Source organism: Pantoea deleyi (assembly GCF_022647325.1).
Taxonomy (GTDB): domain Bacteria; phylum Pseudomonadota; class Gammaproteobacteria; order Enterobacterales; family Enterobacteriaceae; genus Pantoea; species Pantoea deleyi.
In genome coordinates, this window is the sequence record NZ_CP071405.1 from 3,645,563 (window position 1) to 3,670,904 (window position 25,342).

Here is a 25,342-nt window from a genome sequence, read left to right on the forward strand (position 1 = left end):
ATCTTTCATCGGGACGCAGCGGTTGTCAATCTCGCTACGTGTGAAAATTCATCAGTGCGCGGATAATAAAAAGCGGCACCTCGCGGCACCGCCATGGGGGTCTGCACCATCGACCTTTAGTTAATCTGCCTTGGGCAGTGGCTCCGCTGGCGTGTTCAGCGCCCGGCACGGGCTTCACGGAGTTTTCGTGCCTTGTCGCCTCCCGCTCAGGTGTGGGCGGGGACGGCCAGACTGTATTCCGGCAACACATGCATTAGATGCTGACGGAGCCCGCAGTCGCGGGGTGCGGCTTCAGAGCCGGCGTCACAATAACAAAGGCGCAAACGGCCCGCAATCGGATAAAGTGGCTTAATTCTTTTTTGTTTTTGACGACTTAGTCCTGCCGACACTTTTACGCTTACCACTGTCCAGACTGATGATGCCTCTGCACTCGGGATAGCGCGTACAGCTGCGGAACTCTCCTTTAGGGCCCCTGCGCAGAGCAGTTTTGCTGCCGCAGAGCGGGCACGGTGGCGAAGGCGGCACCCGGATGCTGATGCGCTGCTGCATCCCCTGACTGACTAACGTCGTGGTCCAGACGGTCTGACGCTGCAGAAAGTCGTTTAGGTTCATCCGTCCGGCGGCCACCTCATCAAGCGCCTGCTCCCAGAGCGCGGTCATACCGGGGTCGGTCAGCTGCTTGGGCAGGGCATCAATGACGTCAGCCCCCAAGTATGTTGCCAGCAGTTTACTACCTTTGAGCGCGATAAAACGGCGGCTGAGCAGCTGCTCGATGATGCCGGCTCGCGTCGCCTCAGTGCCGAGCCCGGCGTTTTCTTTGAGGATTTTACGCAGCTGAAGGTCCGTAACGTACGCAGCCGCATTCGTCATGGCACCAATCAGCGTGTCAAAGCTGTAGTGTGCAGGCGGCTGGGTCATCAGCTGCTTAACCTCAGCGTCGGTAACGCCACACTGTGCCCCTTTGCTGAGCAGCGGCAGGGCACCTGCGCTGTCTTCCTCAGCTGCGTGCTTATCCTCTTCATCCTTTGCAAACAGCACCTTCCAGCCCTTTAAGACTTCAGTGCGGCCGGTCGTGCGGAACAGCTGGCCACCAATATCAAAGGAAACTCGCGTTGCGTCCGACTCGCAGAGCGGCAGGAACTGGGCCAGGTAGTTGCGGCGGATAAGCAGGTAGACCTGGCGCTCTGTCTCAGTCAGGGCCGAGAGCTGAACGGCGTTGCGTGTGGGGATAATGCCGTGGTGCGCCGTGATTTTTTTATCGTTCCAGATGCGGGAAGCAAACCCTCTGTCCAGCTGTGACAACAGGGATGCGAATTCAGGTGAAGGGTCAGTCCGCGCCATGGCATCAAACACGGCCGGTATTTCTTCCCGCATTGATTCCGGCAGCCAGCCGCAGTCGGTGCGGGGATAGGTTGTGGCCTTGTGCTTTTCATACAGGCTCTGGGCGGTGTCCAGCACCTGTTGCGGAGACATATTCCAGAGCTTTCCACAGGCCCGCTGCAGCGTACCCAGTGAAAAGGCCAGCGGGGCGGCCTCTTTCTCCCGTTTCGTTTCGTACTCGGTCACTGTGGCAACACCCGCCTGCCGACAGAGCTGCGCCACCTGCAGGGCGACGTTCTGTTGAATGCAGCGCTTTTCCTCATCCGTATAGACGGCGGCCGGCACCCACGATGCCTGAAAACTGATACCGGAAGCACTGAGCACGGCCTTAACCTGCCAGTAAGGCTTCGGCACGAATGCCGCTATCTCACGGTCCCGGCGGACAACGAGCGCCAGCGTGGGCGTCTGCACCCGGCCGACCGAGACCACACCCTCAAAACCTGCCTCGGCGGCCCGAAGCGTATAGAGCCGTGACAGGTTCATGCCGACCAGCCAGTCCGCACGGGAGCGTCCCAGCCCGGCATAATACATACCGAGTGTTGCCTGACCCGGGCGCAGATCTGCAAGTGCTGCTCTGACACTGAGCTCGTCAAGTGCTGAAAACCAGAGGCGCAGAACCCGGCCTTCCCAGTCACAATAGTCCAGCAGTTCGCGGGCAATGACTTCACCCTCGCGATCGGCGTCGGTTGCAATGACGACCTCATCAGCCTGCCTGAGCAGTTTCTCAATAACCTTAAACTGCTCCTGTGTCTCCTTTTTGACCACAACCTGCCACACAGAAGGGAGGATTGGCAGTGCAGACAGCGACCAGGGCTTGCCGTACTGCTGCCCGTATGCCTCTGGCGGTGCGGTCTCCAGCAGGTGCCCAATCGCCCAGGTGACCGTAACGCCGTTACCCGTCATAAAACCGTCACCGCGACGGGTTGCACCCAGCACGGCAGCAAGGTCGCGCCCCTGAGAGGGCTTTTCACACATGAATAAGCGCATGACCCGCCTCCGCTTACTGACCCGCTTTATAGCGCAGGCGCAGAAGGTTCACGCTGGCTTCATTAACCAGCGGGGAAAACGCCGATCGCTTTTCCCCGAGCAGAACGGCCCGGTCAGGTTCGCCGACTGCTTCACAGGCTTTTCGCCAGATTTCATTGTCCTCAGCGGCATCGATGCGTGTGGCGTCAACATGACGGTATGAGAGTACCGTTCCGTAAATCTGCCGCAGCAGGCGCCCACCCTCGCTCAGATACTGGTCTCTCTTAGAGCGAGTGACCAGACCATAGTGCGAAGCCTGCAGGACCTTTTTGGCAAACTGATCAAAACCCATGAGCAGGAACACACAGCGATAGCCCAGAGGCGTTCGGGTAAAGACATTAATATCAAGTGGCTCAGCTGATTCAACGTCGCTGACCTTCACACCTTTAGGCAGCATGCCCATGTCTTTTTCTATCTGCTCCAGCAAAGAAGTCATGGCGTCAGAAGCAGACCTGATTTTTTCTTCAAGCTGGAACATCGCCTGATCAGCCCAGGGGTTGTTCTTAAGAGAATCCTGGTTTATCTGGCCCGCTCTCTGAAAAAATTGAGGCATACCGATGATCCCGTGCCGCCCGGGCTTATCAGAATCATTTTTTTCAGGTTTGCGTCCCTGCCAGAGCCCGATTGCATAATTAGTATGAAGCGCTATCGTCATTTCGGACTGTAATGCACCTGTCCGTTTGTCTGTGTTGTCAGCCATTGTTGTCACCTGCAGTCAGTTAAGATGAAACGACATCTTCCTGAAATCTAAGGTTTTACGACAATGTGAAACTCATAATCAGCTGATTGCAATTTAATTTGCTTATTTTTTAACCTTGCTGCCACTGGCAGCAAGTATGTTTTTTAATCAAATTCAGTTGGTGTTTAACATTCCAAATAGTTGACAATTAATACGATTAAACTCGCTACTCAATTTTTAATCTTGTTGCCACTGGCAACAAGTGTGTTTTTTAATCAATCCTGATTTGGCGTATACAGTAGAGTGACTTAACCGGTAGCTTCATTTAGATGCTTTGCTTGATTTTCAATCATGTTGCCACTGGCAACAAACCAGACTTCTGAGCAGCGACACTTAATCCCTTATCTGAACTGCTGCCTGATAGCGGCAATAGCAGCGAAAACCTGTTCAGCCGTCGCCCGGTTTTCAGGCAGCACCGCAGCAGTGACGGACGAGGCGGCAGCCGGTGCTGGCCTGTTTGAGACAACGTTAGCAGGCTCCGTTCCACTCTGGACTGCGGGTGTGCCCGTAGCCTCAGACTGCCGGAATTCGCCCTGTCTGGCGCGTTTCAGCATGGCGAACATCCAGCCGGCTGGATTCGCCAGGCGACCTTTACGCAGCTGTCTCTGTAGCAAACTGCTCAACCCTTCAGCTACCGGCACCGGCAGCGCACCGAACTGCACGCTGACCATCTGGCGGTCTTCACTGCTCAGCATGGCCAGAAAGCTGTCAGGCAGAGTCGGCGCGTCAGCGACGTACGTTGTTTTAATCACACTCTGTGTGAAAGAACGTACGTTAAGGTTCGATTTTCGAACTCTGCTGTAAGTACCTGATTTCAGACTGAGTTCGGAATCCGTACTCAGTGTTCTGTCGTCTATATCCTGACTGAGTTCGGATTCCGAACTCAGTATTTCAGGTTTTTTTTCACGGGGTTCCTGACCGGGTTCGTTTTTCGGACCCGGTCGTACCGCGCCGCTTTTCCCCACCATGGCAAGCGGTGTCGACGGAGCATTAAGGCGACTTTCAATCAGCGCCAGGCGGCTGTGGCGGTGGCGCATACTTTTGTCCAGGAGAATGTCGTTAATGATGGCCAGCGCCGTCATGCGCACGGATTTGTTCTTACTCTGGCAGCTCTGCTCAACCAGCGTCAGCCAGCCCGGATCGAACGTCTCTGCATCACGGTAGCCAAGCGGCTCATCGTGCTGTGCATAGATGTTGCCGCGGACCCGGCCATTTTCGTCGCGGACCTTTTTGCACAGGCTTATCCAGCCCGTGAGCCGCAGCATCAGCAGCGTGCGGCTCACGGTTTCACGCGAGGCCTTGTCAGAGTGCGCCGAGGCAAGCTGCGCCTGCAGTTCGTCATAGGTCGGAAACACCGCTCCCTCATTCTGCTGCGCGTAAAGCCGTATCATCACCCAGGCCGTTTTATCAAGCGGCGACAGGCGCTTGTCGAGAAAGAGCCGGCGGGGAAACGCGTCGTGGACGTTACCCATAAACAGCAGGCCGCTCCGTTCCTGGCCGGCGTCGCCACTGACAGCCCTCCGCTCAAGGCTTTTTTCCATTCGTGACAGCGTGTGCGCCACGATGCTGTCGGCGGGTATGTTCATTTTTTGCTCCCCTTTTTTGCCTGAGACAGCACAGTGCCGGGATAATCCCGGCACTGTCTGGTCGTCGCTGGTCGTCCGTTACCGGCGTATTTCACGGTTATATGTCTCATGGTCCATCAGCCACCACTGCCGGCCTCCGTCCTTGCTGAGGATCCGCCAGAAGGGGCCGACATCAATCTTGAGGTAGCCGTTGCGGGCCAGCCGCCGGAACACCTTTTTACCGCTGCAGACTGCCAGAAACAGCTTCTGAGCCTGGCGGCGAACCGCCGGGGAGACCTGCTGACGCCGGGTGAAATCACTTAACCGCATCAGGCCTCCTTACGCAGCGCAGTTACGGACAGGGAATGTGATGCCTCCCGGCACCACTGGCAGACCTTTGTCCACACGGCGGTCAGCGACAGGCCGTGCAGCTCTGCCGCAAGCATCATCGCCTCCAGCGCCTGATGTGATTCCGGTGAGCTGAGACCGGCGCTTTTCCACTCCGCCCAGAGCTGCGCGTCCTGCTCCTCGGTCAGCGACTGTGTCCGGCCCTGACGGCTCTCGATGCCCATCAGCCGACGACGTGCGCTCACGTCAGAGGGTGACATGCCGAAGTATTTGTCCATCAGCTCCATGGAGCCGCCCAGTTCAAGGGCACGGTCGATCATCAGCATGCGGGCCTGCTCGTTACGGGCCTGGTTGAGTATCAGCCAGAAATTCTCGTGATTGACTGTGACGTCCAGAACAGACACCTTTGACTGACCGATGTAGTGCAGCTCGTCGAGGCTGAGGCCGCTGAGCGCCCGTATCTCCTCGACCGACATGCCCAGCGATTCGCAGCGCCGGATGTTGCCGCATTTGATGTCCATAAGCAGCGAGCTCAGAATGGCCGCCGTTGCGCTGGATAGATTCTGCTGGCTCACAGGCCACCTCCTGTAGCGACCTGACTGGCCACCATTACCGCATCACAGAGCCAGCCCGACAGGCAGGCACACCATAAAAGTGTGTTAATCATTGTGCGTTTCTCCCACCGTAAGCTGCTGAGTGGCCTGGGCACCCGCCAGGCCGTGACTGAGTTCGGCCTGGCGGCCAGCAAACCATCCTGCCGTGCGGGCCGACATGTCGCCGCGACAGCGTTTCCCCTCCCGCGTTTTGACGGCGGCCATGTTCTGCCCGGAATGCCGCTGCGTCAGCCAGCGCTGCAGCACCTGATTTTCACCATCGGAAGTACTGAACGACTGCAGCACCTGCCACACGCCGGAGACCCAGCCTTCACGGAACTGGTCGGCGCGGCTGCGCAGCGTACTCTTCTTAATGCGCTGCCTGCGGTAAGTCGACATATGGCTGTCTGTTGCCGTCCGCAGCTTGCGCTGCAGGACGGTATAGATGTAGAGGGCCAGCTCAGGACGCTCACCGAAGCCGTAAAAATGAAGCGACCTGCGGATCATGCGTAATCCTCCCGGAGTCACATAGCCGTACCAGCCAAACCAGCACCGGCACTGCGTAGCCATGCACACCACCGTGGCCAGAGAATTCATCCAGGCAGGAACTTTTTCCGCGTTGCTGGTCAGTTGCTCACAGACTGACTCGCTGATCCCGGTCATCGCCAGCTGGTCGTCAGTCAGGCCGTGACGGCGCATGAGGCGCTGGGCCAGGGCAACCGCACGGGCGGCCTCATGGGCATTACTGTTCTGCGTCCCTAGGGCCATCAGACGACGGATACGTCTGGCGAGTTTTGACTTATCCTGCATGACGCGCCCCTCTTTGACCGCCCGCGATGTGGCGACGCTTTATCTCATCAACTTCCTTGCAGCCTGCGCAGAGCTTCACACCGGGCATCGCACGCTGACGGGCCAGCGGAATGTCAGCTCGGCAACACTCACAGAACGCTTTTGACGGCTCATCAGAACGGAGTTGCGAGCGGATGGCGTCAATGCCGTGCTGAATAAATAAGGCTGTGCTGGCCTGGGCCATTTCGTCATTTAAGTCATCGGACATTTTCTCCCCCTTTTGCGGCAAGGCGCTGCAGCTCACGCAGGCGGCGAATGATGCGGATAAGGCGCATCATTTTGACCACCATGATGTCGTCTAAAACCGGCGTGTCAGCCGGGTCCTGCGAACCAAAAAAATTGAGGCAGAACATGAACATGTTGCACTGCTGATTAGGCAGGCAGCCGGACAGGCCCGCAAGGAACTGGCTGAACTCATCACTGCGGCCGGAGACGGAAAAGCCTGCAGACTCGGGGGTTTTGTCCTCGTTAATGCCACTTTCACAGCCCATCGCTTCGGCAATTTCATAGACCAGCCGGTAGGCCATGTCCTGAAGGTGCTCAACATCATCCTGCATAGCCGGGATCAGCCAGATGTCGCTGACAGGCTCAAGGCCGGTTTCGGCAAAGCTTACGGACCCGGCTGATACCGGCACCGCGTCATCCCGCTCACCAAACGCCGATGCAAGGGAAAGACTGCCCGGAGAAACCAGCCCCGCGCCCTGTTCACCGTTAATGTCAACGTCGTTACCGGTAATAACGGGACGGCCTCCAAAGAGATCATTCTGGATTTCACTGCGTGAGAGGCTGCCGGGGCTGATGCCGTGACTTTCAGGCAATACGATGTTGCCCGCTGGTTCAGGGGCCGGCTCGGGACTGGTTGAACTGGTAAGAGTGCCTGAGCGAAGGCCGGTAACGGGCGTGACGCCGGTGCTATCATCCGGCAGAACGGTGACAGGCCCAGACTTACCGCCCGGACGCTCCGGCGAATGACTGAGCGTAAGCGGCGGCATGGCCGGCGGCTGACCAAACTGCTCGCGGCGCTTTTGCTCCTTAGGGTCAAGCTCAATCAGCCAGCGGTCATAGTTGAGGCTGGGATGCGGCAGAGCCTTCACCAACTGTCCGATAAACTCATCCCTGAAGGTCTCAAAAGCATAACTGTCAGGGTGATCAAATGGGTGGCAACTGGCAGAGAAAACTTCATCAAAAGTGATGGCAGGGACTGACTCATGAACATACTGCGCCCAGACTTTACTGGCCTGGGAGCGTATACGGAGTAAAGAAAGAACCTGCAGGCGGGGAAAGCCACTGTTCAGTAATGTTGGCAGGCAGGGCCACAGGTACTTTATGGTGTCTTCCATTCTGCTGATAGTAGAGTTATCAACCGGAAGTCCCTCTTTATTCAGCAGTTCCGAGAGTTCACGTAATGTCACCGCACGGCCCAGGATCTCCTCCTGAATACACCGCGCATTATGAACGCCAAATGCTTTATCTATATACGTCAGGTCTCCCCTGACTTCATTCTCAGCAAGGTGGCCAACAAGGCATTTGAGACGGCCCGGCCAGGGCTTAGAGACGGTTAAAATTCGATAGAAACGCTCGTCACCCGTTTCCTGCCAGAGCTCACTGAGGATTTGGTAGCGTGTGTTTCCGCCGTCACTGAAAATGTAAACGTCTTCTCCGTCCGGATCGCGGGTGACTTTAGGAACCGTGTTAAGCCCGCTGGCAAGCACTGATGCCTTGATTTCGTCATAGCGCGGATTTTTACTTTTGCGTGGGTTGTCAGGATTGGGCCTGAGCTGATCCAGCGTCAGCACCATCGCCATTTCACTGACCGGTAACGGAGCAACAGGCGTTTCAGCCAGCTGAACAGGGCTTTTGCCCCTCTGCAGCATGGCTTTTCCCAGATCGAGGTTACGTATGTTGCTCATGCGAATCTCCCCGAGTTGGCCAGAAGATTTTCAAAGCGAGTGTATCGTCCCTCAAACCGCAAACGCAGGGTGCCGGTAGGCCCCTGACGCTGTTTGCCGATGATAAGTTCAGCCAGACCCTTATCTGGTGAATTTTCGTTGTAGACCTCATCACGGTAAACAAAGATGATAACGTCAGCATCCTGCTCAAGCGCACCGGAGTCACGCAGGTCACCGTTGTTGGGCCGTTTATCAGCACGGCTTTCCAGAGAACGGTTGAGCTGAGAAAGAGCCACCACAGGGCACGCCATCTCTTTCGCCAGCGCTTTGAGTGAACGTGATATCTCGGCGATTTCCTGGGTACGATTCTCCTGATCCGGGCAACGCATAAGCTGCAGGTAGTCGAGGCCGATTATAGAGGGATTACCGTAGCGTCGGGCATTACGCCGCGCACGGACGCGAAGCATGGCCGGTGTCAGCCCGCTGGTATCATCAATGAGCAGGCGACCTTTTATATCTCCTGTCAGCAACGCGAAGGCACCCGACGCGCGTGCCCAGTCCTCTTCGTCCATTATTCCGCTTTTCATACGGGTCAGGTCAACGTTACCGAGCGACGATACCACGCGCATCAGAATCTGTTCAGTTGGCTGTTCAAGACTGTAAAACTGGCCGTTGGATTCTGTTTTTTTCATCAAAGAATTCATGATGATATTGATAAGGAGTGCAGTTTTTCCCATGGAGGGGCGTGCTGCGACGAGAATGAGGTCACCCGGCTGAAAACCGCTTGTGAAGGTGTCCAGTTCGTCAAACCCCGTCGGCGTGCCGGTGATACCGTCGGGCGTCTGGCAACGACGTTCAAGCTCGGCCACCAGTTTTTCCAGACCATCCACAATGGTCACGCCCTGTTGCGGTTCGGCCCGCTCTGCCAGTTGCGTGATTTTTTGTTCGGCCATTTCCATCGCAGCGGCGATATTCGCGCCAGGTGCAACAGCAGATTCATGTATCTCATTACCGATTGCTGCCAGCTGGCGACCGCGACTGTAGCGGGCCACGATATCGCAGTAATGCGTGAGGTTGGCCACGCTCGGGGTATTTTTGGCAAGCTCGGCCAGGTAAGCAAATCCACCCAGTTGTTCAAGCGAGTCTTTGCCACGATTTTCAATACTTTCAGCCAGCGTAAGAAGATCGATCGGCTTGCCTGCTGCTACGAGGTGAGACATTGCCTTAAAGATTTCGCGATGAATCTTGTGGAAAAAGTCGTCGGTGTTGATGCGCAGAATAACTTCATCCCAGCAATCATTATCCAGCATCAATCCGCCAATGACGCTCTGTTCAGCGTCCTGGGAGTAAAGGCCAGGTATATTTCTGCGGTTGTCAGACATTCACACCTCCGCTAACGGCGAAGGCATCAAATCGCGCCCGATGCTCCGGGAATAGTTCGCCCGCCAGCTTAAGCATGGAATCGAATGCGGAATCGCTAACGCGGGACGTTTTGTTTTCCAGCCGGTGCACGGGTTTTCCGCTGGCATGCCCCTGTTCATATACGGCCAGGTCATAGATACGGGTCTGCAGCATTGATACGACTATCTCATCAGTATGTGCACTGTATTCTTTGCTGTTAATGATGCTTTCTGCATGCCCGATAGTCGCTTTTGCCAGAGAGTTATACTTCATGCAGTTAACGAGCATCCGAATGGCCGGTAGTTTTATCCCGAAGGCAGAATAGGGCAGCAGGTCCTCCATAAGCGCGACCGTTCCCCTCAAAAACTCCCTGACGTCCGGCAATACAGGTTTAACCATGCCAATCATTTCACCGGTCGAGGCCAGTATAATCAGCTCAAGCATCACTGATTTGGCGCCCTGTGAGTCTATCAGGATGACGTCATAGCTTTTGAATAAGGGAGCAGAGAGCGCATTACGCAGACGAACGCGTCCGTCTGGCACATTAAGCATGTGAGTGGGCAGGAGATTACGGGGATCGTTTGAAGCAATAAGATGAAGATTATCTATGTCAGTGCGGGAGATGATGTTATCAGCCTCTGACAGGTCTGCGCTCTGCATAAGCAGTTCATACAGCCCGCATGGGGCTTCATAAGTCAGGGGAAATATACTGCTGGTTGTTGGCTGGGCATGGTCGCCATCAATAAGGAGAACCTTCAGGCCTGTATCGGCCAAAAACCCACCAAGATTAGCGGTTTGAGTTGATTTACCCTCTCCGCCTTTGGTAGAAATAACAGGTATGACTTTAGTTTTTGAATGCATTTGATCACCTGAACAACTGAACTGTTATCCAGGTACGAGCAAATGTGCGCTCAACTGCAATTCAGAAACACGGGGATTGAAAATCCCCGTGTCCCTGGTTCGATTCCGGGTTCGGGCACCATATTTAAAGAACCCGCCTCTGGCGGGTTTTTGCGTTCTGAGGCGGACCCGCTATCGACGGTTCGATTCACTCGCCACATCCTGTGGCTCGCCCTGTGGGTCGCGCAGACGCGCGATGCAAAAATGCCCGGCATTTTTGTCCGGGTTCGGGCACCATATTTAAAGAACCCGCCTCTGGCGGGTTTTTGCGTTTTGAGGCCAGCCCGCTATCGGCGGTTCGATTCACTCGCCACGTCCTGTGGGTCGCGCTGACGCGCGATGCAAAAATGCCCGGCATTTTTGTCCGGGTGCGGGCACCAGATCCAAAGAACCCGCCTCTGGCGGGTTTTTGCGTTCTGAGGCGGACCCGCTATCGACGGTTCGATCAACCCGCCGCCTGTGGCTCGCCCTCCATTCCCATCCCCCCCTCTTTCTCCCTGCCTGTTCTGCGGGCGGTACTACCACAGCCGGGACGATGCCCTTCTCTTTCCCGACGTTTCATTTCTCACTGCGATATTCGCCTCCCGGACTTTTCTGCTTTAGCCATCATGCTCTGCAAACGCCCGATGAACTCAGACAGCGCGCCTGCTGAGTGCGCCTTTTCTCTCCGCTTTGCCTTTTCTTTCGTGCGACCGTATGGCCGCCCCTGTAAACGCGCGCGCCTGAACGTGATCTTCAGCTGTCCGCCAGGCAGGTGGGCAATTCTTCTTTTTAAATAAAAAATAAAGAGAAATAAAAATAATTCTCAAATAGATAGTGCATTCCTATTTAATAACTCAAATTAATAAAACGCCGATAAAAACGATTCATTCACAAAAAAATATATAAATTATTAACATCAACAATAAATATGCAATGGTTATCCCGTATCACTTACCACATAAAACAGAAAGCAGGGGTACTTTTTTCTTTGAAAGAATTATAATGTTTTCGACTTATTACTAAGAGGAGAAACCCACTCTGCGTATAACGCAACGTCACCCTGAATAATAAAAAGATCAAAAAAGATATATCCGCCTTTCGGTGAAAATCGTTACGCACATTTACAGTAATAATAAGAAATCTATTTATTTCTGGCTGTTATTTACAAAACACAATAAAGCGACCCCAACAATAAAGGTAATCACATGAAAATGAAATTTAACAAGAAACTCTTTCTGGCATTAAGCGTGTCCGCGCTGTTTCCGGTAGGTTCTGCCCTGGCCGCAACCGCCAGCGGTGGCACGGTCAATTTTAACGGAAGCGTTGTGACCTCAGCCTGTGCCATCAGCGCCAACAGCGCCAACATCGATGTAAACATGGGCGAAGTCCGCACGGCGACGCTGGCCACCGCAGGCAGCGAAGCCAGCGTTGGAAAAGCCTTTTCAATCACGCTGGAAGACTGCGCCATCGCGGATACCTCAAAAGGCACGGAAGAGAACCCTGTCGCCGCCACCAGCGTCGCTGTGACCTTCTCGGGTACGCCAGACCTTAATGACAGCGGCAGCCTGGCCGCCGGTGTCAACGGGGGTCCGAATTCTGCGCAGAACGTGGCCATCCGTCTCTACGACGATCAGGGCAAAGTCGTGAAGCTGGGCGAAGCCACAACCGCTATGCCGGTGCGTGAGGGTTCTAACACCATGAATTTCAGCGCGAAATATTATTCACCTAAGGGTGGCGCAACCGCGGGTGATGCCAGCGCCGTGGCCACCTACACCGTGACCTACTCGTAATCGCGATGCCCGGCTTAACCGTCGGGCATAAACCCGAAGTCAGGAGGAAAAAATGCGTTATTTAAGCTGGATTTTTCTGGCAGCTGCACTCTGCTCTTCAGCCGCTCAGGCGGGGGGTGAAGGGTTAGGTGCGACACGCCTGGTCTACTCCTCCGCGGCGAAACAGTCCACCCTTCAGGTCCGGAATACCCACGAGACCGCCTCATTTTTAATTCAGTCCTGGATGGAAACCGCCAGCGGTGAGCGTACACAGGATTTTGTTATTACACCGCCGCTGTATCTTCTTAAACCGGCAACCGAAAGCGTTGTAAAAATTATTTTTAACGGTAAGGCACTGCCGCAGGATCGTGAAACCCTTTACTGGATGACGATTAAAGCTATTCCGCAGCAATCGGATAATAGCGCGGGGAATTCTCTGCAGTTCGCCTCTGCTAATCGCATTAAGTTATTTTACCGCCCTGCTTCACTGCCGGGTAATGCGACTGAAGCGTGGAAAAGTGTGACCGCGAATTATAGCGCGGGCAAAGTGGTATTAAACAACCCCACTCCCTATTTTATTACCACGATTAACCTGAAGGTGGATGGTAAAGCCGTTAAGCCGGTTATGTTACCGCCGCAGTCCGGAACGGCGCTGGCGGATAAATTCAGCCAGGCCACATCGCTGAGTTTCCAGACGATTAACGACTACGGTGCATGGACACCGGTTACCCGCGTCTCGTTAAACCAGAACTAGTTGCTTTAAGGGGTAAACGCGTGAAGATAAAAATCGTTTGTGCGGTGGTGGCTTTCCATACCCTGGGGTATACCGCAGCCGCGGAGAGTGATTTACGCTTTAACCCTGCCTTTCTGAATGGCGAAGGTGCTCCCGCGGCCGATCTCTCCTGGGTTAATACGGGCAGCGCGCTGCCGCCGGGTGAATATAATATCAATGTCTACATCAACAAGACTTACGCCTTCACCGGTAACGTCAGTTTTGCAGTCAATAAATCCAGCGGGCAGGACGCCACCACCGCCTGTCTGACATCCGGCCAGCTTGAGGCACTGGGCGTCGATATGGCGCAGGCCAGAGGCGTCAGCCTGCCGCTGGCAAAGCAGTGCTACTTTCTTAATACGCTGTTTCCCGACAGCAGCACCGACTATGAGCCGCAAACGCTCACGCTCAATATCACCCTGCCCCAGAGCCAGATGCGTAATCTGCCGCGCGGCTTCGTTAGCCCGGAAAGCTGGGAGCAGGGCATCCGCGCCGGGTGGCTGAACTATGTGATCAACGGCTCAGATAACACCTATAAATCGGGGAGTAAAACCCGCGATGAGCAGCTGTTTGCCAGCCTGAACAGCGGCGTAAACCTGGGTGCCTGGCGGCTGCGCGACTACACCACCTGGACCCGGGATACGCATAAATTTAACCATGTACAGACGTGGCTGCAGCGGGATGTTCCGGCGCTGGAGGCCCAGTTTTACGCCGGGGAGACCTACACCTCCTCGCAGGTGTTTGACACGGTGGGTGTGCGCGGGCTGACGCTGAAAACGGATGAGAATATGCTGCCTGCCAGCCTGAGCGGCTACGCGCCCGAAGTGCGGGGAATTGCGCGCAGCAACGCCGTGGTGACGGTCCGGCAGACCGGCAATATCATCTATCAGACCAGCGTTTCGCCCGGTCCCTTTGTGCTCAGCGACCTCTATCCCACCTCATCGGGCGGCGACCTCGACGTGACGATCAGGGAGAGCGACGGTTATGAGAGCCGGTTCACCGTGCCTTTCGCCAGCGTGCCTAATCTGGTCCGCAGCGGCCAGGTCAGATATGCGCTCAGTGCGGGCAGATTTCAGCCGGTTAATAATCAGACTGCGCCAGCCTTTGCCCAGGGTGAACTCTTTTATGGCTGGCAATATGGGCTGACTTTTTATGGGGGGATGCAGCTCTCGGAACGGTATCGCGGCGTGGCCGCCGGGATCGGCCAGAACCTGGGTCATCTGGGTGCCTATTCGCTGGATATTACCCATGCCCAGAGTCAGCTGGCCGATGATCGGCACTACACCGGCGACTCTCTCCGTCTGCGCTACAGCAAGCTGCTGAACAACATCGGCACGCGCGTTAACTTCTATTCGCTGCGTTACTCCACGCAGGGGTTCTATAGCCTCAGCGATACAACCTATAAAAGAATGAGCGGCGGCAGACCGGAGCAGGTCGTGGACGCGCAGGGTGCCGTCACGACCCGCTATGAAAAGGTCTATGATCTCCGGTTATCGCGCAAGGCCCGCAACCAGCTTCAGCTCTCTCAGCCGCTGAATGAGTATGGTTCGCTGTCACTCTCCTGGGATCAGCAAACCTACTGGCACACCCCGAAAACCACCCAGGGGATCCAGTTTGCGTGGAATACCACCTTCCGGAGGGCCTCGCTGGGCGTCAGCTTTCAGCGCACTACCACGCTCTATGATGATCGCAAGGATAATATCGTGGCGTTCTCGCTCTCGATCCCCTTTGGCGATCCCGCCAGTTCGACGCGCGCGCGTTTCTCCACTACGCAGGGAAATTCATCGGGAACGACCTACAGCGGCGGCGTCAGCGGCTATGTGCCCGGCACAGAGGAGCTCTACTACAGCGTCAGCCAGCGCTACAACGCACAACAGCACTATGGCGGCGATGCGGCCCTGCAATACAAAGATCAGCGCGGCCAGTACAACCTGGGGTACAGCTATGGGCAGGATGGCCGCACTCTCAGCTACGGCATCAGCGGAGGCGCAGTCGTGCACAAAGATGGGCTGACGCTGAGCCAGCCGCTGGGCAATACCAATATTCTGATCAAAGCACCTGGCGCCAGTGATGTGACGGTGCTCAACCATCGGAGTATCAAAACCGACAGCCGCGGTTATGCCGTTATCCCCTATGCCACACCTTATCGGGTTAATCAGGTCGGACTCGATGCCACCACCGCTGGCAGTGATGTCGAACTGGATAACACCCTGATCAGTGCCATCCCAACCGATGGCGCCCTGGTCAGAGCCACCATCGCCACGCGGCATGGTGCAAAAGCGATGTTTATTTTGCGGCATCACGGCACCGAACTGCCTTTTGGCACGGTGGTCGCGTTAGCCGAGAGCGAGAGCAGCAGCATTGTCGGTGACGGCGGCAGCGTCTACTTATCCGGTCTGCCCCTGACGGGCACGCTTAACGCGGTCTGGGGCAAAAACAATGCGTCACGCTGTTCTGTGCGCTATCAGCTCACACAGCCCGATTTCAACGCCCACACGGGCCTCTACACAGTGGAGGGAACATGTCAGTAATTATCCGCCTGGTGTGTATCGTCCTGCTGTTCGCCTGCACGCTGCCGGTCCGCGCCTACGATGTCCTGGTGTCGGTGAAGGGCAATCTGATCGCCAATACCTGCGTTGTCTCGGCAGACTCACTGCTAAAAGAGGTGCCGCTGGGCGATATCGGCACCCGCCAGTTAAGCAAAACGGGGGCAGTAAGTAACATTAAAGCACCCTTTACTCTCACGCTGGAAGCGTGCGGGTCCACCTTTTCGGGTGTGAAGATCCGCTTCAGCGGTACGCCGGATGAGGTCGATTCGCGCCTGCTCAAGGTGGCAGACGGTGGCGCGACCGGCGTGGCCGTGCAGATCCTCGATAACGACGGCAAGCTTATCCCCCTCAATACCCAGACAGCAACGTATGGCGTGGCGGGGAGTGACAGCGTTCAGATGAACTTTTATGCCCGATTAACCGCGACAGGTCCTGACGTGACTGCGGGCGACGTTACCGCTATCGCCACCTGGACAACGGAGTATCAATAATGCGTATTTTACTGCTGCTTGCCTGCTGCCTTCTCTCTGCTCACGCGCTGGCGCTGGAGAAGAAATCTGACATCACGCTCTCGCCTAAGCCGATGAACTATTCCGGACCGGCGGACTCCGTGATGCCCGGTAATATCATTGGTTCCACCTGGAGCACCACCGTCGATGTCGGTGAAGTTTTCTGGTGCGGAGTGGTCGTGGCCTGCACAAAGGGCACCCTTCAGCCCTCTGCTTCGGCAATCACCAGCGGGGCAACCGTCACCGTTGATGGCGTAAATTACACGGTGTTTGAAACGGGGGTACCCGGCGTGGGCTATATCATTGGCCTGAAAGATTCGAACGCAACCGAATATGTTCCGTTACAGAACGGCATCACGCAGAGCTACCCGGCTAAGGGTACGGCGGGCTTTGCTCAGAGCCTGGGCTGGTCAGCCAAAGTGACCTTCGTTAAAACGGCTTCCGCATTGAAATCGGGGACGTATACCACCCCCACGATCAATGCTGCCACACTGACGGCTTACAACAATGAAACTAAAACCGCGCAGGTTATCATCAACCCCACGACCATTACGGTGGTTGCCAGCGGCTGTACGGTCAATACCAAAAGTGCCAGCGTCGATCTGGGCACGCTGGATGTCCGTACCCTTTCCGCCGTGGGCAGCACCTCACCTTCCGGTTCCTTCAACGTGACGCTGACCTGTGACCAGAATATCGCCGTGAATGCGGTGATGACCGACCAGACGACGCCCGCTAATCGCTCATCGGTGGTGACGCTGACGGGCGACTCCACCGCGTCGGGCGTGGGCGTTCAGTTCTTCTACAACGGGACCGGCCCGCTGATGATGGGACCCGACAGCTCGGGCGCTGACACGCTCAACCAGTTTTTTATTCAGACCACCTCCTCCGCCAGACAGGTCCTGACGCTGCCTTTCCAGACGCAGTACATTCGTACGGGGGATCTGGCGCCCGGCTCCGCCAACGCCCTGGCGAGCATCACGTTCTCCTATCAGTAGGGGCCGGAGAAGCGTGACTGGACACACCCTTTTTAAAATGCTGCGCGATACCGGCCTGGCCATCCGGTCGCACAAAGCAGGCGGCGAATCGATCGCCGCGCCGCTGTCTGGCTATCCGGAAACGATGCATCTTCAGGCTATCGAAATCCGCGAACGGATTGAGCGGGAGCGGCTGTAATCCTCTCGGCCCTGCCGTGCGCGCCTGCGGCACGGCAGGGCCCGGTCAGATCATCCGACGCCCCGCCTGACACACTTTTATGCACTTTTCTCCGACGCCGCAGCCCGCCTGACCTCTGCGCGTAGCGGCACGCCTTCGCGCAGCCAGCAGAGTTAAACCGCCTCTGCAGCACCTGCTACACTCCAGACGAACATCACATCACAAGGCGAACTTTCATTATGTCGGAAAATGCATATCAGCCCGCAAAAGTCTGGACCTGGGATCCTGAAGCCAAAGGCAACGGTGCGAAGACAAACCGTCCGTTCGCGGGTCCTACCCATGAAAAAGCGCTGCCGGTCGGCAAACACCCCCTGCAGCTCTACTCCCTGGGCACGCCTAACGGCCAGAAAGTGACTATCCTGCTGGAAGAGCTGCTGGCGCTGAACGTTAACGATGCGGAATATGATGCCTGGCTGATTCGTATCGGCGACGGCGATCAGTTCTCCAGCGGGTTTGTGGACGTGAACCCGAACTCGAAAATCCCGGCGCTGAGCGACCACTCGGCCACGCCGCCGATCCGGGTGTTTGAATCGGGCAATATCCTGCTCTATCTGGCAGAAAAATATGGCTACTTCCTGCCAAAAGATATCGCCGCCCGCACCGAAACCCTGAACTGGCTGTTCTGGCTGCAGGGCTCCGCGCCTTATCTGGGCGGCGGTTTCGGCCATTTCTATCACTACGCGCCGGAAAAAATCGAGTACGCCATCAACCGCTTCACGCTGGAAGCGAAGCGTCAGTTCGACGTGCTGGATCGCCAGCTGGCCGATAACCGCTACCTGGCCGGTGACGATTACACCATCGCCGACATCGCCACCTGGCCGTGGTACGGCAACATGGTGCTGAACGATCAGTATGGCGCTGCCGACTTCCTGGATGTGCAGTCCTATAAAAATGTGGTGCGCTGGGCGAAAGAGATCGCGCAGCGTCCTGCCGTTATTCGTGGCCGCAAGGTCAACCGTGTCATGGGTGACCCGGCCGATCAGCTGCATGAGCGTCATGATGCCGCTGACTTCGATACCCAGACTCAGGATAAAAAAGCCTAAGGAGAAACCTGTGAGTGCATACGTTGTTTTTATTCGTGATAACACCCTGAACCAGGATGAAATGGCGATCTACGCCGAGAAAGCGGGCCAGGCGCGCGGCGATCATCAGATCAATCCGCTGGCCTTTTATGGTGAGCTAGAGACGCTGGAAGGTCAGGAAGCGGAAGGCGTAGTGATTCTGGAGTTTGCGAGCCGCGAAGCCGCACACGCCTGGTATGACAGCCCGGAATATCAGGCGGCCAAAGCGCACCGTCTGAAAGGCGCCAACTACCGCGTGGTGCTGGTTGAGGGTGTCAGCAAGTAAGTCTCAGGGCGGCAGCCATGCCGCCTTTCTTTACTGCAGATTGATTCGCGCCACGCCATCCTGCGGCTGGCCGCTGCTATCCTCACCGATCTCCTGCTTCAGGGTGACAAACAGCGTCTGCCCATCCGGCGTGACCAGCAGATTTTCAGGATGCCCGCCGAATGACCAGCTGTTTTTAACCTCATAGGTTGTGCCATCCAGCTGCAGCACCTTCTTCGACGCGCGCTGGCTGATATAGATTTCATTGCGCTTGCCGTTAAATTTAATCCCCAGCGAATCGCCCTGCATCAGGCTCTGGATCACCCGGCCGCTCCGCTCGTCAAACACCCGCGCCTGTCCCGCCTGGGAACGCGCCGTGACAAACAGCCGGCCCGTCGCCGGATCTTCCGCCATGTTCAGGAACGGATCGGCTTGCCCGTCACCCGCCGTCAGACGCTGCTCAATCCTGTGATTACGCGGATTGATGACCAGGATTTCCCCGCTGCCATTCGTTGCATAAATCCGGTCGCTGACCGGCGAGAACAGGAGGCCGGCGATCGCCTTTCCGGCTCCGGTAATCCGGGCCTTCAGCTTCAGGGTTTTCGCCTGCACGACCCAGATCGTTCCCGACTCGCCGGCATCGCCGATATAAAGCAGGCCATCATGCAGCAGGATTTCATGCGGATGACAGGGCTGACCACGCTGATCCTTTTCATTCAGGATCAGGCGTTTCAGCACCCTGCCGTTTTCCGGATCGATCGCGGTGATCGCGCCGTCAGAGGTGTTGGTGGCATAGAGCGTGCTGCCGTCCGGCTCGCCGATCAGCCCTACGTTTTTGAGATCGAAGTGCCCCGCCCCGCGGCTCTGCAGCGTGGTGGCATCAAGCCGCTGGATCATACCGCCGCTGATCGTCTCTGCCGCCTGCGCGCGGGCGATATAGAGCGTATTGGTTGCAGCCAGATAGACGATCTGCTGCACGCCCTCTTCCAGCTCACGCTGGATCAGATTGTCCGGGCTGGAGGGCTGCATCACCACCGCACCGCTGCCATCCACTTTCCGGGGGGTGCTCTGACACGCGGTCAGGCAGAAGGCGCTGACCATCGCCAGGGCGAGTGCCGTATTACGCGGGCTGAACAACGCTTTCATGCTTAACTCCCTTATCGATCTGCCACGGCAGGCCGGGATGAAAAGAATGAGAATCATACGCATCAGTGAAAATCGTGTAAACGTAGCGACTCCGCCGGACGCGTAAATCAGCATTATGCGGTACACAAAGTGCTCAGCTCCGCCATAAAGAATCTGAAAAAACAGATTAATCGATCGACTGCAGATGCTGCTGCAGAAACGCGACAAAGGCGGAAATCCGCGCCGGAAGCTGGCGCTGCGCCTGCCAGACCGCAAAAATATCCCCATCCGGCGCCTGCCAGTCGGGCAACACCGGCAGCAGTTCACCCGACGCCAGGCTGTGCTGCGCATCCCACCAGGAACGCAGCAGGATGCCATGCCCGTCCATCGCCAGCCGCATCGCCACTTCGCCATCGTTGGTGATCAGGCTGCCGCGCACCTTCTGCGTGATGCTCTGTTCGCCGCGGGTCAGCCGCCACAGGGTAAAATCGCTGTCGTGCTGACGCAGTAAAATGCAGTTGTGCTGCCCCAGATCGCGCACGGTGGCGGGCAGCCCGTGCCGGGCCGCATAGGTGGGCGAGCAGCAGAGAATACGCGGATTGGTCCGCAGCCGGCGCGCCACCAGCCGCGAGTCGGGTGGCTCGCCGACGCGAATATCAATGTCCATATTCGCATCCGGAAAATTGAGTGACTGACTGCTGAGCGACAGCGACAGCGAGAGCTGCGGATGCAGCGCGGCAAAGGCCGATACGCAGGGCGCGATATGGCGACGACCAAAGCCGAATGAGGCGTTGATGTTCAGTGTGCCGCGCAGCTGAGCGGTTTCGCCGCTGACCGCTTCCTCCAGCGCCGCCAGCTGATCCAGCAGCGGCCGGGCGCCCGCCAGATAGCGACGGCCCTCCGCCGTCAGCTCCAGTCGTCGCGTGGTGCGGCGCAGCAGCTGCACGCCGAGGCGCTGCTCCAGCTGGCTCAGACGTTTGCTGACTGCCGCCAGCGACAGACCGAGTTCATGGGCCGCCGCCGTCAGACTCTCCACCCCGGCCAGGCGGACAAAGAAGGCCAGGTCATCTGTCGAGGTACGGGATTCTCTACTTTTATTCAACACTGGATTGCGTTTCAGACTCATTATCTTCCCGGAACCGACAGTTATACTGCGTACACAATTCGAACATCAACCGGAAAGGTGCCCTGTGACTGACAAAATACACCGCATTGCCGTGATCCCTGGCGACGGCATCGGCAAAGAGGTGATGCCGGAAGGCGTCCGCGTAATGAATGCCGCCGCAGAAAAATTCAATATTCCGCTGCGCTGGGAGTGGTTTGACTATGCCAGCGCCGACTACTGGCAGCAGCACGGCAAAATGCTGCCTGACGACTGGTTCCCGCAGCTGAAAGCCTTCGATGCGATCTATTTTGGCGCGGTCGGCTGGCCTGAGGTGGTGCCCGACCACGTATCACTGTGGGGTTCGCTGCTGCAGTTCCGGCGCGAGTTCGATCAGTATGTCAATCTGCGTCCGGTCCGGCTGATGCCCGGCGTGAAAGCGCCGCTGGCGAACCGCCAGCCCGGCGACATCGACTTCTATGTGGTGCGTGAAAACACCGAAGGCGAATACTCCAGCGTCGGCGGCACGATGTTCCCCGGCACCGATCGCGAAGTGGTCATTCAGGAGACGGTGATGACGCGCACCGGTGTCGATCGCATCCTGAAGTTTGCGTATCAGCTGGCGCAGAGCCGGCCGAAGAAACACCTGACCTCTGCCACCAAGTCCAACGGCATCGCCATCACCATGCCCTGGTGGGACAGCCGCGTGGAGGCAATGGCCAGCCAGTTCCCGGCGGTTCGCGTCGATAAGTATCATATTGATATTCTCACCGCCAACTTCGTGCTGCATCCGGACTGGTTTGATGTGGTGGTCGCCAGCAACCTGTTCGGCGATATCCTCTCGGACCTCGGCCCGGCCTGCACCGGCACCATCGGCATTGCGCCTTCTGCCAACATCAACCCGGAAGGTCTGTTCCCCAGCCTGTTTGAGCCGGTGCACGGCTCGGCGCCCGATATCGCCGGTAAAGGTATCGCCAATCCGGTCGGGCAGATCTGGTGCGGGGCGATGATGCTGGAGCATCTCGGCTACAAAGCGGCGGGCGACGCCGTGCTGAACGCGATCGAGCGCACGCTGGCGGCGGGGCAGCATCTCACGCGCGATCTCGGCGGCAGCGCCACCACAGAAGCGCTGGGGGCCGCCATCGCCGCCGCGCTGTAAGTCACGCCGGTAACTGCACCACCGGATCAGGATGCCAGCCTGCCGGTAACGGCGCGGGCCTGTGGATCGTCAGGTGGTGCAGTTGCAGATTCGCCACGCCCCGCGCGAACAGGCCCGGTAACCCGCCGGGATAGGGTTCCACGCCAAAGGCTTCGCCGGTATTCGGATCCAGCTTATAGGCGTTATCCAGCCCCATGCCGGTCGGGGCATCCGGATTACAGGGCGGGCGAATGTCATACTGGCCCTGGGCCATCGGCGACACCGTCTGCCGCATCTGAAGCTGGCTGATCACCACATCGCGTATCCAGCCAGGCTCTGCCGCATGCAGGTTAATTGCGCCTTCCGCCACGCCGGTCAGGTTACTGAACTGCACCAGCTCGACGATGCCGGGCCGGATCGCCGGATCGCGGCTGCGAACGGAAATATGCAGCGGGTCGGCTTTGCCCCAGTGGCAGGGCGGCGCATGGTGACAGGCAAAGGTCAGATTGCTGAACAGCAGACGCCGCATCGCCCCGCCGTCGCGCGACAGAATGCCGATGCCACGGTTGGAATCGAACAGCGTGCAGCCGGTCACCGTGACATCTTCGATATCGTCCCAGGTCTCCGTGCCGATTTTAAACGCGCAGCTGTAGCTGCGCAGCAGGCAGTTGGTGATCATAATCTGCCGGGCCGGACGCCGCAGCGCCGTAGGTTTGCAGGTGGTTTTAATGCAGATCGCGTCATCGGCGGCGCTGAAGTAGCTGTTACTGACAAACACCGCTTCACAGCTGTCGATATCCAGTGCATCGGTATTGGGCATGGTCATGCTGTTGTCGATCGTGAGATGGTCGATATGCACATGGCGACAGCTCACCAGATGCACCGTCCACATCGGGGCCTGCACAAGGGTAAAAGCCGTCAGCGTTACCTGCTCGCAATCTTCAAACACAATCATTCGGGGCCGATCGACGCGCGGCAGGCGGTAGCCCTGCTCATCGCGCCCGGCGGCAAACCAGGCTTCGCCTTCGCCATTGATGCGCCCGCTGCCGCTGATGGTGATATTGCGCTGGCCCAGCGCATAGAGCAGCACGTTGTGGGACCTCTCCGCACAGCTCAGCGTCTGCACGGCCTGATAGTCCGTCAGCCGGTGACTGGCGATCAGCTCCGCGCCCGCCTCCAGGTGCAGCTCAAAATCAGAGGGCAGCGTCAGGCAGCCGGTGCGATAGCGTCCGGCTGGCAGGGTCAGACGCCCGCCGCCCGCCGCGGCAATCTGATCCAGCGCGCGCTGCAGCACGCCGGTGTCGGCAGTTTCGCCATCGGCGACCGGATGAAAATCAGCAAGGGAAAGGTGCATCATGCGTCTCCCGCAGGTTGAGGAGGAGGAATTGCAGCACACTGCGGCGCGGCAAACCTTCGTCTGGCCGCCAGTGCGCCGTTTTGTGCAGGTTGTCACAGATTACTTCACGGCACCTTCGGTAACGCCGCTGATAAACTTGCGCTGGAAAATCAGGAACACCGCGATCAGCGGCATAATCACAATCATCGCACCGGCCATCAGCACCGGAATATCGATGGTGTTTTTGTTCTGGAAAAACATCATGCCTATCGGCAGCGTGCGCAGCTCATCTTTGTTGACCAGAATCAGCGGGATCAGGAACTCATTCCAGGTCCAGATAAACAGCAGCAGCCCCAGCGTCGACAGGGTCGGCCAGATGGCGGGCACCAGAATGCCCCACAGGATTTTGACCCGCGACGCCCCGTCCATCACCGCCGCTTCCACCAGCTCTTTGGGCACCTGCTGAAACGCACTGGCGATCATCAGCGTGGTAAAGGGCAGCGACAGCGCAATCTGCGGCAGGATCAGCGCCAGATAGGTGTTGGTCAGCCCCATCCAGCGCAGTTCATGATAGAGCGGAATGATAAAGGCTTCGCTCGGCAGCACCATCCCCAGCGCCAGCATCGCGGCAATCACCTTTTTGCCGGGGATCTTCAGCCAGGCGAAGCCAAATCCGGCCAGGATCCCCAGCAGCACGCTGAACAGCACCACCGGGATTACCACCAGCACCGAATTGAGGAAGTAGACGTTAAAATGTCCCTGCTGCCACGCGGTCAGATAGTTTTTAAAATTCAGCGAGGCGGGCAGCGTGAAGACCCCCTGAAACAGCTCCATCTGGGTTTTAAACGAGGTCATCAGCGCCATTAGAAACGGCAGAATCGTCATCAGCGCCACAATCCAGATCAGCGCGCGTGAAATGACCGGCGTGCTTCGCATCAGTAACGCTCCTTTAAGGCCAGATGGATCAGAAAGTTAATGCCTAAAACAATGACCATGCTGAACACCGCCACCGACGAGGCGTAGCCAAAGTAGTGCAGGTCAAAGCCCTGCTTATACATAAAGATGTTGGTCACCATGGTCGAGGTGCCCGGCCCGCCCTGCGTCATCACATAGACCAGGTCAAAGGCTTTCAGGCTGGCGATCACCGTCAGCAGCAGCGCAATCCGCAGTTCAGGCCGCAGACCGGGCAGCGTAATCCGCATAAATTTCTGGCGACGCGATGAGCCATCCAGGTCGGCGGCTTCCAGCAGCGAGGGATCCATGCGCTGCAGGCCCGCCATAAACAGCACCAGACAGAAGCCGAAGAAGTACCAGGTGGCGACCAGCCCTACGGCGGGCAGCGCCCAGGTAAAATCCCCCAGCCAGGAGAGCGCCAGCTGCGGCACGCCTATCGCGCGGAGGATCTGGTCGATCGGCCCGAACGCCGGGTTGTAGAGCCAGCGCCAGACCACGCCCAGCACCGCCATCGGCATGATGTAGGGCAGGAAAAAGAGAATGCGCAGCACGCTGCGTTCGCTGTTGTTGCGCGTTTCATACAGAAAGCTGCAGAGCAGCAGGCCGACGCCAATCGGCAGCAGCGTGTAGAACAACATCAGGATGGCGTTGTTCCCCAGCGCGATCCAGAACACCGGGTCGCTGAACATCCGCAGATAGTTGCTGATGCCGCTGAACACCGGCAGCGAGGTGCCATCCCATTCGGTGAAACTGATGCCCAGCGACGCCAGCAGCGGGAACAGCAGAAACACCGCATACACCAGCACCGCAGGCAGAACATAGAGGAAATTACGCCAGCCGCTTAAATTCAACATAACCTTACCCGTGGTTCGGAACGA

General features: G+C 57.2%; 24 protein-coding genes. 9 read left to right on the top strand and 15 right to left on the bottom strand.

The window, feature by feature from the left end:
- Positions 1–348: 348 nt before the first annotated feature.
- The 10 genes from J1C59_RS17170 to J1C59_RS17215 form a co-directional block, all read right to left on the bottom strand.
- The gene (locus tag J1C59_RS17170; RefSeq protein ID WP_128084567.1) at positions 349–2,367 is read right to left on the bottom strand and encodes a DNA topoisomerase III; all 2,019 of its coding nucleotides are present in this window, start codon (positions 2,365–2,367) and stop codon (positions 349–351) included.
- A gap of 13 nt (positions 2,368–2,380) precedes the next feature.
- On the bottom strand, positions 2,381–3,106 hold the full coding sequence (locus J1C59_RS17175; protein ID WP_128084568.1) for a PFL_4669 family integrating conjugative element protein: 726 nt from the start codon (positions 3,104–3,106) through the stop codon (positions 2,381–2,383).
- 380 nt (positions 3,107–3,486) lie between these two features.
- Positions 3,487–4,731: an STY4528 family pathogenicity island replication protein gene (locus tag J1C59_RS17180; RefSeq protein ID WP_128084569.1), complete on the bottom strand. Its 1,245-nt coding sequence runs from the start codon at positions 4,729–4,731 to the stop codon at positions 3,487–3,489.
- A 78-nt stretch (positions 4,732–4,809) separates the two neighbouring features.
- Complete coding sequence (locus J1C59_RS17185; RefSeq protein ID WP_128084570.1) at positions 4,810–5,040, bottom strand: ParE family toxin-like protein; 231 nt, start codon at positions 5,038–5,040, stop codon at positions 4,810–4,812.
- The gene (locus J1C59_RS17190) at positions 5,040–5,633 is read right to left on the bottom strand and encodes a DUF2857 domain-containing protein (RefSeq protein WP_128084571.1); all 594 of its coding nucleotides are present in this window, start codon (positions 5,631–5,633) and stop codon (positions 5,040–5,042) included. Before J1C59_RS17190 ends, J1C59_RS17185 begins: the two co-directional genes overlap by 1 nt.
- Positions 5,634–5,717: 84 nt before the next feature.
- Positions 5,718–6,461 carry a DUF2786 domain-containing protein gene (locus J1C59_RS17195; RefSeq protein WP_128084572.1) on the bottom strand — a complete coding sequence of 248 codons (744 nt, stop codon included), beginning with the start codon at positions 6,459–6,461 and terminating at the stop codon, positions 5,718–5,720.
- Entirely contained in the window at positions 6,451–6,708 is a 258-nt protein-coding gene (locus tag J1C59_RS17200) for a TraR/DksA C4-type zinc finger protein (protein ID WP_128084573.1), read from the bottom strand. Before J1C59_RS17200 ends, J1C59_RS17195 begins: the two co-directional genes overlap by 11 nt.
- Positions 6,698–8,410: a ParB family protein gene (locus J1C59_RS17205; RefSeq protein WP_128084574.1), complete on the bottom strand. Its 1,713-nt coding sequence runs from the start codon at positions 8,408–8,410 to the stop codon at positions 6,698–6,700. Before J1C59_RS17205 ends, J1C59_RS17200 begins: the two co-directional genes overlap by 11 nt.
- The gene (gene dnaB-PI, locus J1C59_RS17210) at positions 8,407–9,771 is read right to left on the bottom strand and encodes an SPI-7-type island replicative DNA helicase (protein ID WP_128084575.1); all 1,365 of its coding nucleotides are present in this window, start codon (positions 9,769–9,771) and stop codon (positions 8,407–8,409) included. Before dnaB-PI ends, J1C59_RS17205 begins: the two co-directional genes overlap by 4 nt.
- Positions 9,764–10,651, bottom strand: coding sequence for a ParA family protein (locus J1C59_RS17215; RefSeq protein ID WP_128084576.1), 888 nt, complete (start codon positions 10,649–10,651; stop codon positions 9,764–9,766). The genes dnaB-PI and J1C59_RS17215 overlap by 8 nt, the downstream gene beginning before the upstream one ends.
- 1,232 nt (positions 10,652–11,883) lie before the next feature.
- On the opposite strand from J1C59_RS17215, the gene J1C59_RS17220 reads away from it, so the two are divergent.
- From J1C59_RS17220 to J1C59_RS17255, 8 genes are all read left to right on the top strand, one after another.
- Positions 11,884–12,462: a fimbrial protein gene (locus tag J1C59_RS17220; RefSeq protein ID WP_422615489.1), complete on the top strand. Its 579-nt coding sequence runs from the start codon at positions 11,884–11,886 to the stop codon at positions 12,460–12,462.
- 52 nt (positions 12,463–12,514) lie between these two features.
- Positions 12,515–13,195 carry a fimbria/pilus periplasmic chaperone gene (locus tag J1C59_RS17225; protein WP_128084578.1) on the top strand — a complete coding sequence of 227 codons (681 nt, stop codon included), beginning with the start codon at positions 12,515–12,517 and terminating at the stop codon, positions 13,193–13,195.
- 20 nt (positions 13,196–13,215) lie between these two features.
- Entirely contained in the window at positions 13,216–15,744 is a 2,529-nt protein-coding gene (locus J1C59_RS17230; RefSeq protein WP_242281348.1) for a fimbria/pilus outer membrane usher protein, read from the top strand.
- Positions 15,735–16,253: a fimbrial protein gene (locus tag J1C59_RS17235; protein WP_128084580.1), complete on the top strand. Its 519-nt coding sequence runs from the start codon at positions 15,735–15,737 to the stop codon at positions 16,251–16,253. The genes J1C59_RS17230 and J1C59_RS17235 overlap by 10 nt, the downstream gene beginning before the upstream one ends.
- Positions 16,253–17,266, top strand: a complete 1,014-nt coding sequence (locus tag J1C59_RS17240) for a fimbrial protein (RefSeq protein WP_128084581.1) — start codon at positions 16,253–16,255, stop codon at positions 17,264–17,266. The genes J1C59_RS17235 and J1C59_RS17240 overlap by 1 nt, the downstream gene beginning before the upstream one ends.
- 13 nt (positions 17,267–17,279) lie before the next feature.
- Complete coding sequence (locus J1C59_RS17245) at positions 17,280–17,444, top strand: hypothetical protein (protein WP_158086861.1); 165 nt, start codon at positions 17,280–17,282, stop codon at positions 17,442–17,444.
- 218 nt (positions 17,445–17,662) lie between these two features.
- Positions 17,663–18,526 (top strand): glutathione-dependent disulfide-bond oxidoreductase, encoded by an 864-nt coding sequence (gene yghU, locus J1C59_RS17250; RefSeq protein ID WP_128084582.1) that lies wholly within the window; start codon positions 17,663–17,665, stop codon positions 18,524–18,526.
- Between the two features lie 10 nt (positions 18,527–18,536).
- Positions 18,537–18,830 carry a DUF1330 domain-containing protein gene (locus tag J1C59_RS17255; protein ID WP_128084583.1) on the top strand — a complete coding sequence of 98 codons (294 nt, stop codon included), beginning with the start codon at positions 18,537–18,539 and terminating at the stop codon, positions 18,828–18,830.
- A 30-nt stretch (positions 18,831–18,860) separates the two neighbouring features.
- Here the strand turns inward: J1C59_RS17255 and J1C59_RS17260 are convergent, their stop codons facing one another.
- Together J1C59_RS17260 and J1C59_RS17265 are read right to left on the bottom strand one after the other, a co-directional pair.
- Complete coding sequence (locus J1C59_RS17260; RefSeq protein ID WP_128084584.1) at positions 18,861–19,955, bottom strand: YncE family protein; 1,095 nt, start codon at positions 19,953–19,955, stop codon at positions 18,861–18,863.
- 166 nt (positions 19,956–20,121) lie between these two features.
- Positions 20,122–21,060: a LysR family transcriptional regulator gene (locus J1C59_RS17265; RefSeq protein ID WP_140916812.1), complete on the bottom strand. Its 939-nt coding sequence runs from the start codon at positions 21,058–21,060 to the stop codon at positions 20,122–20,124.
- 64 nt (positions 21,061–21,124) lie between these two features.
- Here J1C59_RS17265 and J1C59_RS17270 point away from each other — a divergent pair, with 64 nt between their 5' ends.
- On the top strand, positions 21,125–22,195 hold the full coding sequence (locus J1C59_RS17270) for a tartrate dehydrogenase (protein WP_128086493.1): 1,071 nt from the start codon (positions 21,125–21,127) through the stop codon (positions 22,193–22,195).
- A 1-nt stretch (position 22,196) separates the two neighbouring features.
- Here the strand turns inward: J1C59_RS17270 and J1C59_RS17275 are convergent, their stop codons facing one another.
- The 3 genes from J1C59_RS17275 to J1C59_RS17285 all read right to left on the bottom strand — a co-directional run bounded on the left by J1C59_RS17275 (position 22,197) and on the right by J1C59_RS17285 (position 25,318).
- Positions 22,197–23,528, bottom strand: a complete 1,332-nt coding sequence (locus J1C59_RS17275) for a glycoside hydrolase family 28 protein (protein WP_128086494.1) — start codon at positions 23,526–23,528, stop codon at positions 22,197–22,199.
- A gap of 102 nt (positions 23,529–23,630) precedes the next feature.
- Positions 23,631–24,446 (bottom strand): carbohydrate ABC transporter permease, encoded by an 816-nt coding sequence (locus J1C59_RS17280; RefSeq protein WP_111141335.1) that lies wholly within the window; start codon positions 24,444–24,446, stop codon positions 23,631–23,633.
- Positions 24,446–25,318: a carbohydrate ABC transporter permease gene (locus tag J1C59_RS17285; protein ID WP_128086492.1), complete on the bottom strand. Its 873-nt coding sequence runs from the start codon at positions 25,316–25,318 to the stop codon at positions 24,446–24,448. Before J1C59_RS17285 ends, J1C59_RS17280 begins: the two co-directional genes overlap by 1 nt.
- Positions 25,319–25,342 lie beyond the last annotated feature (24 nt).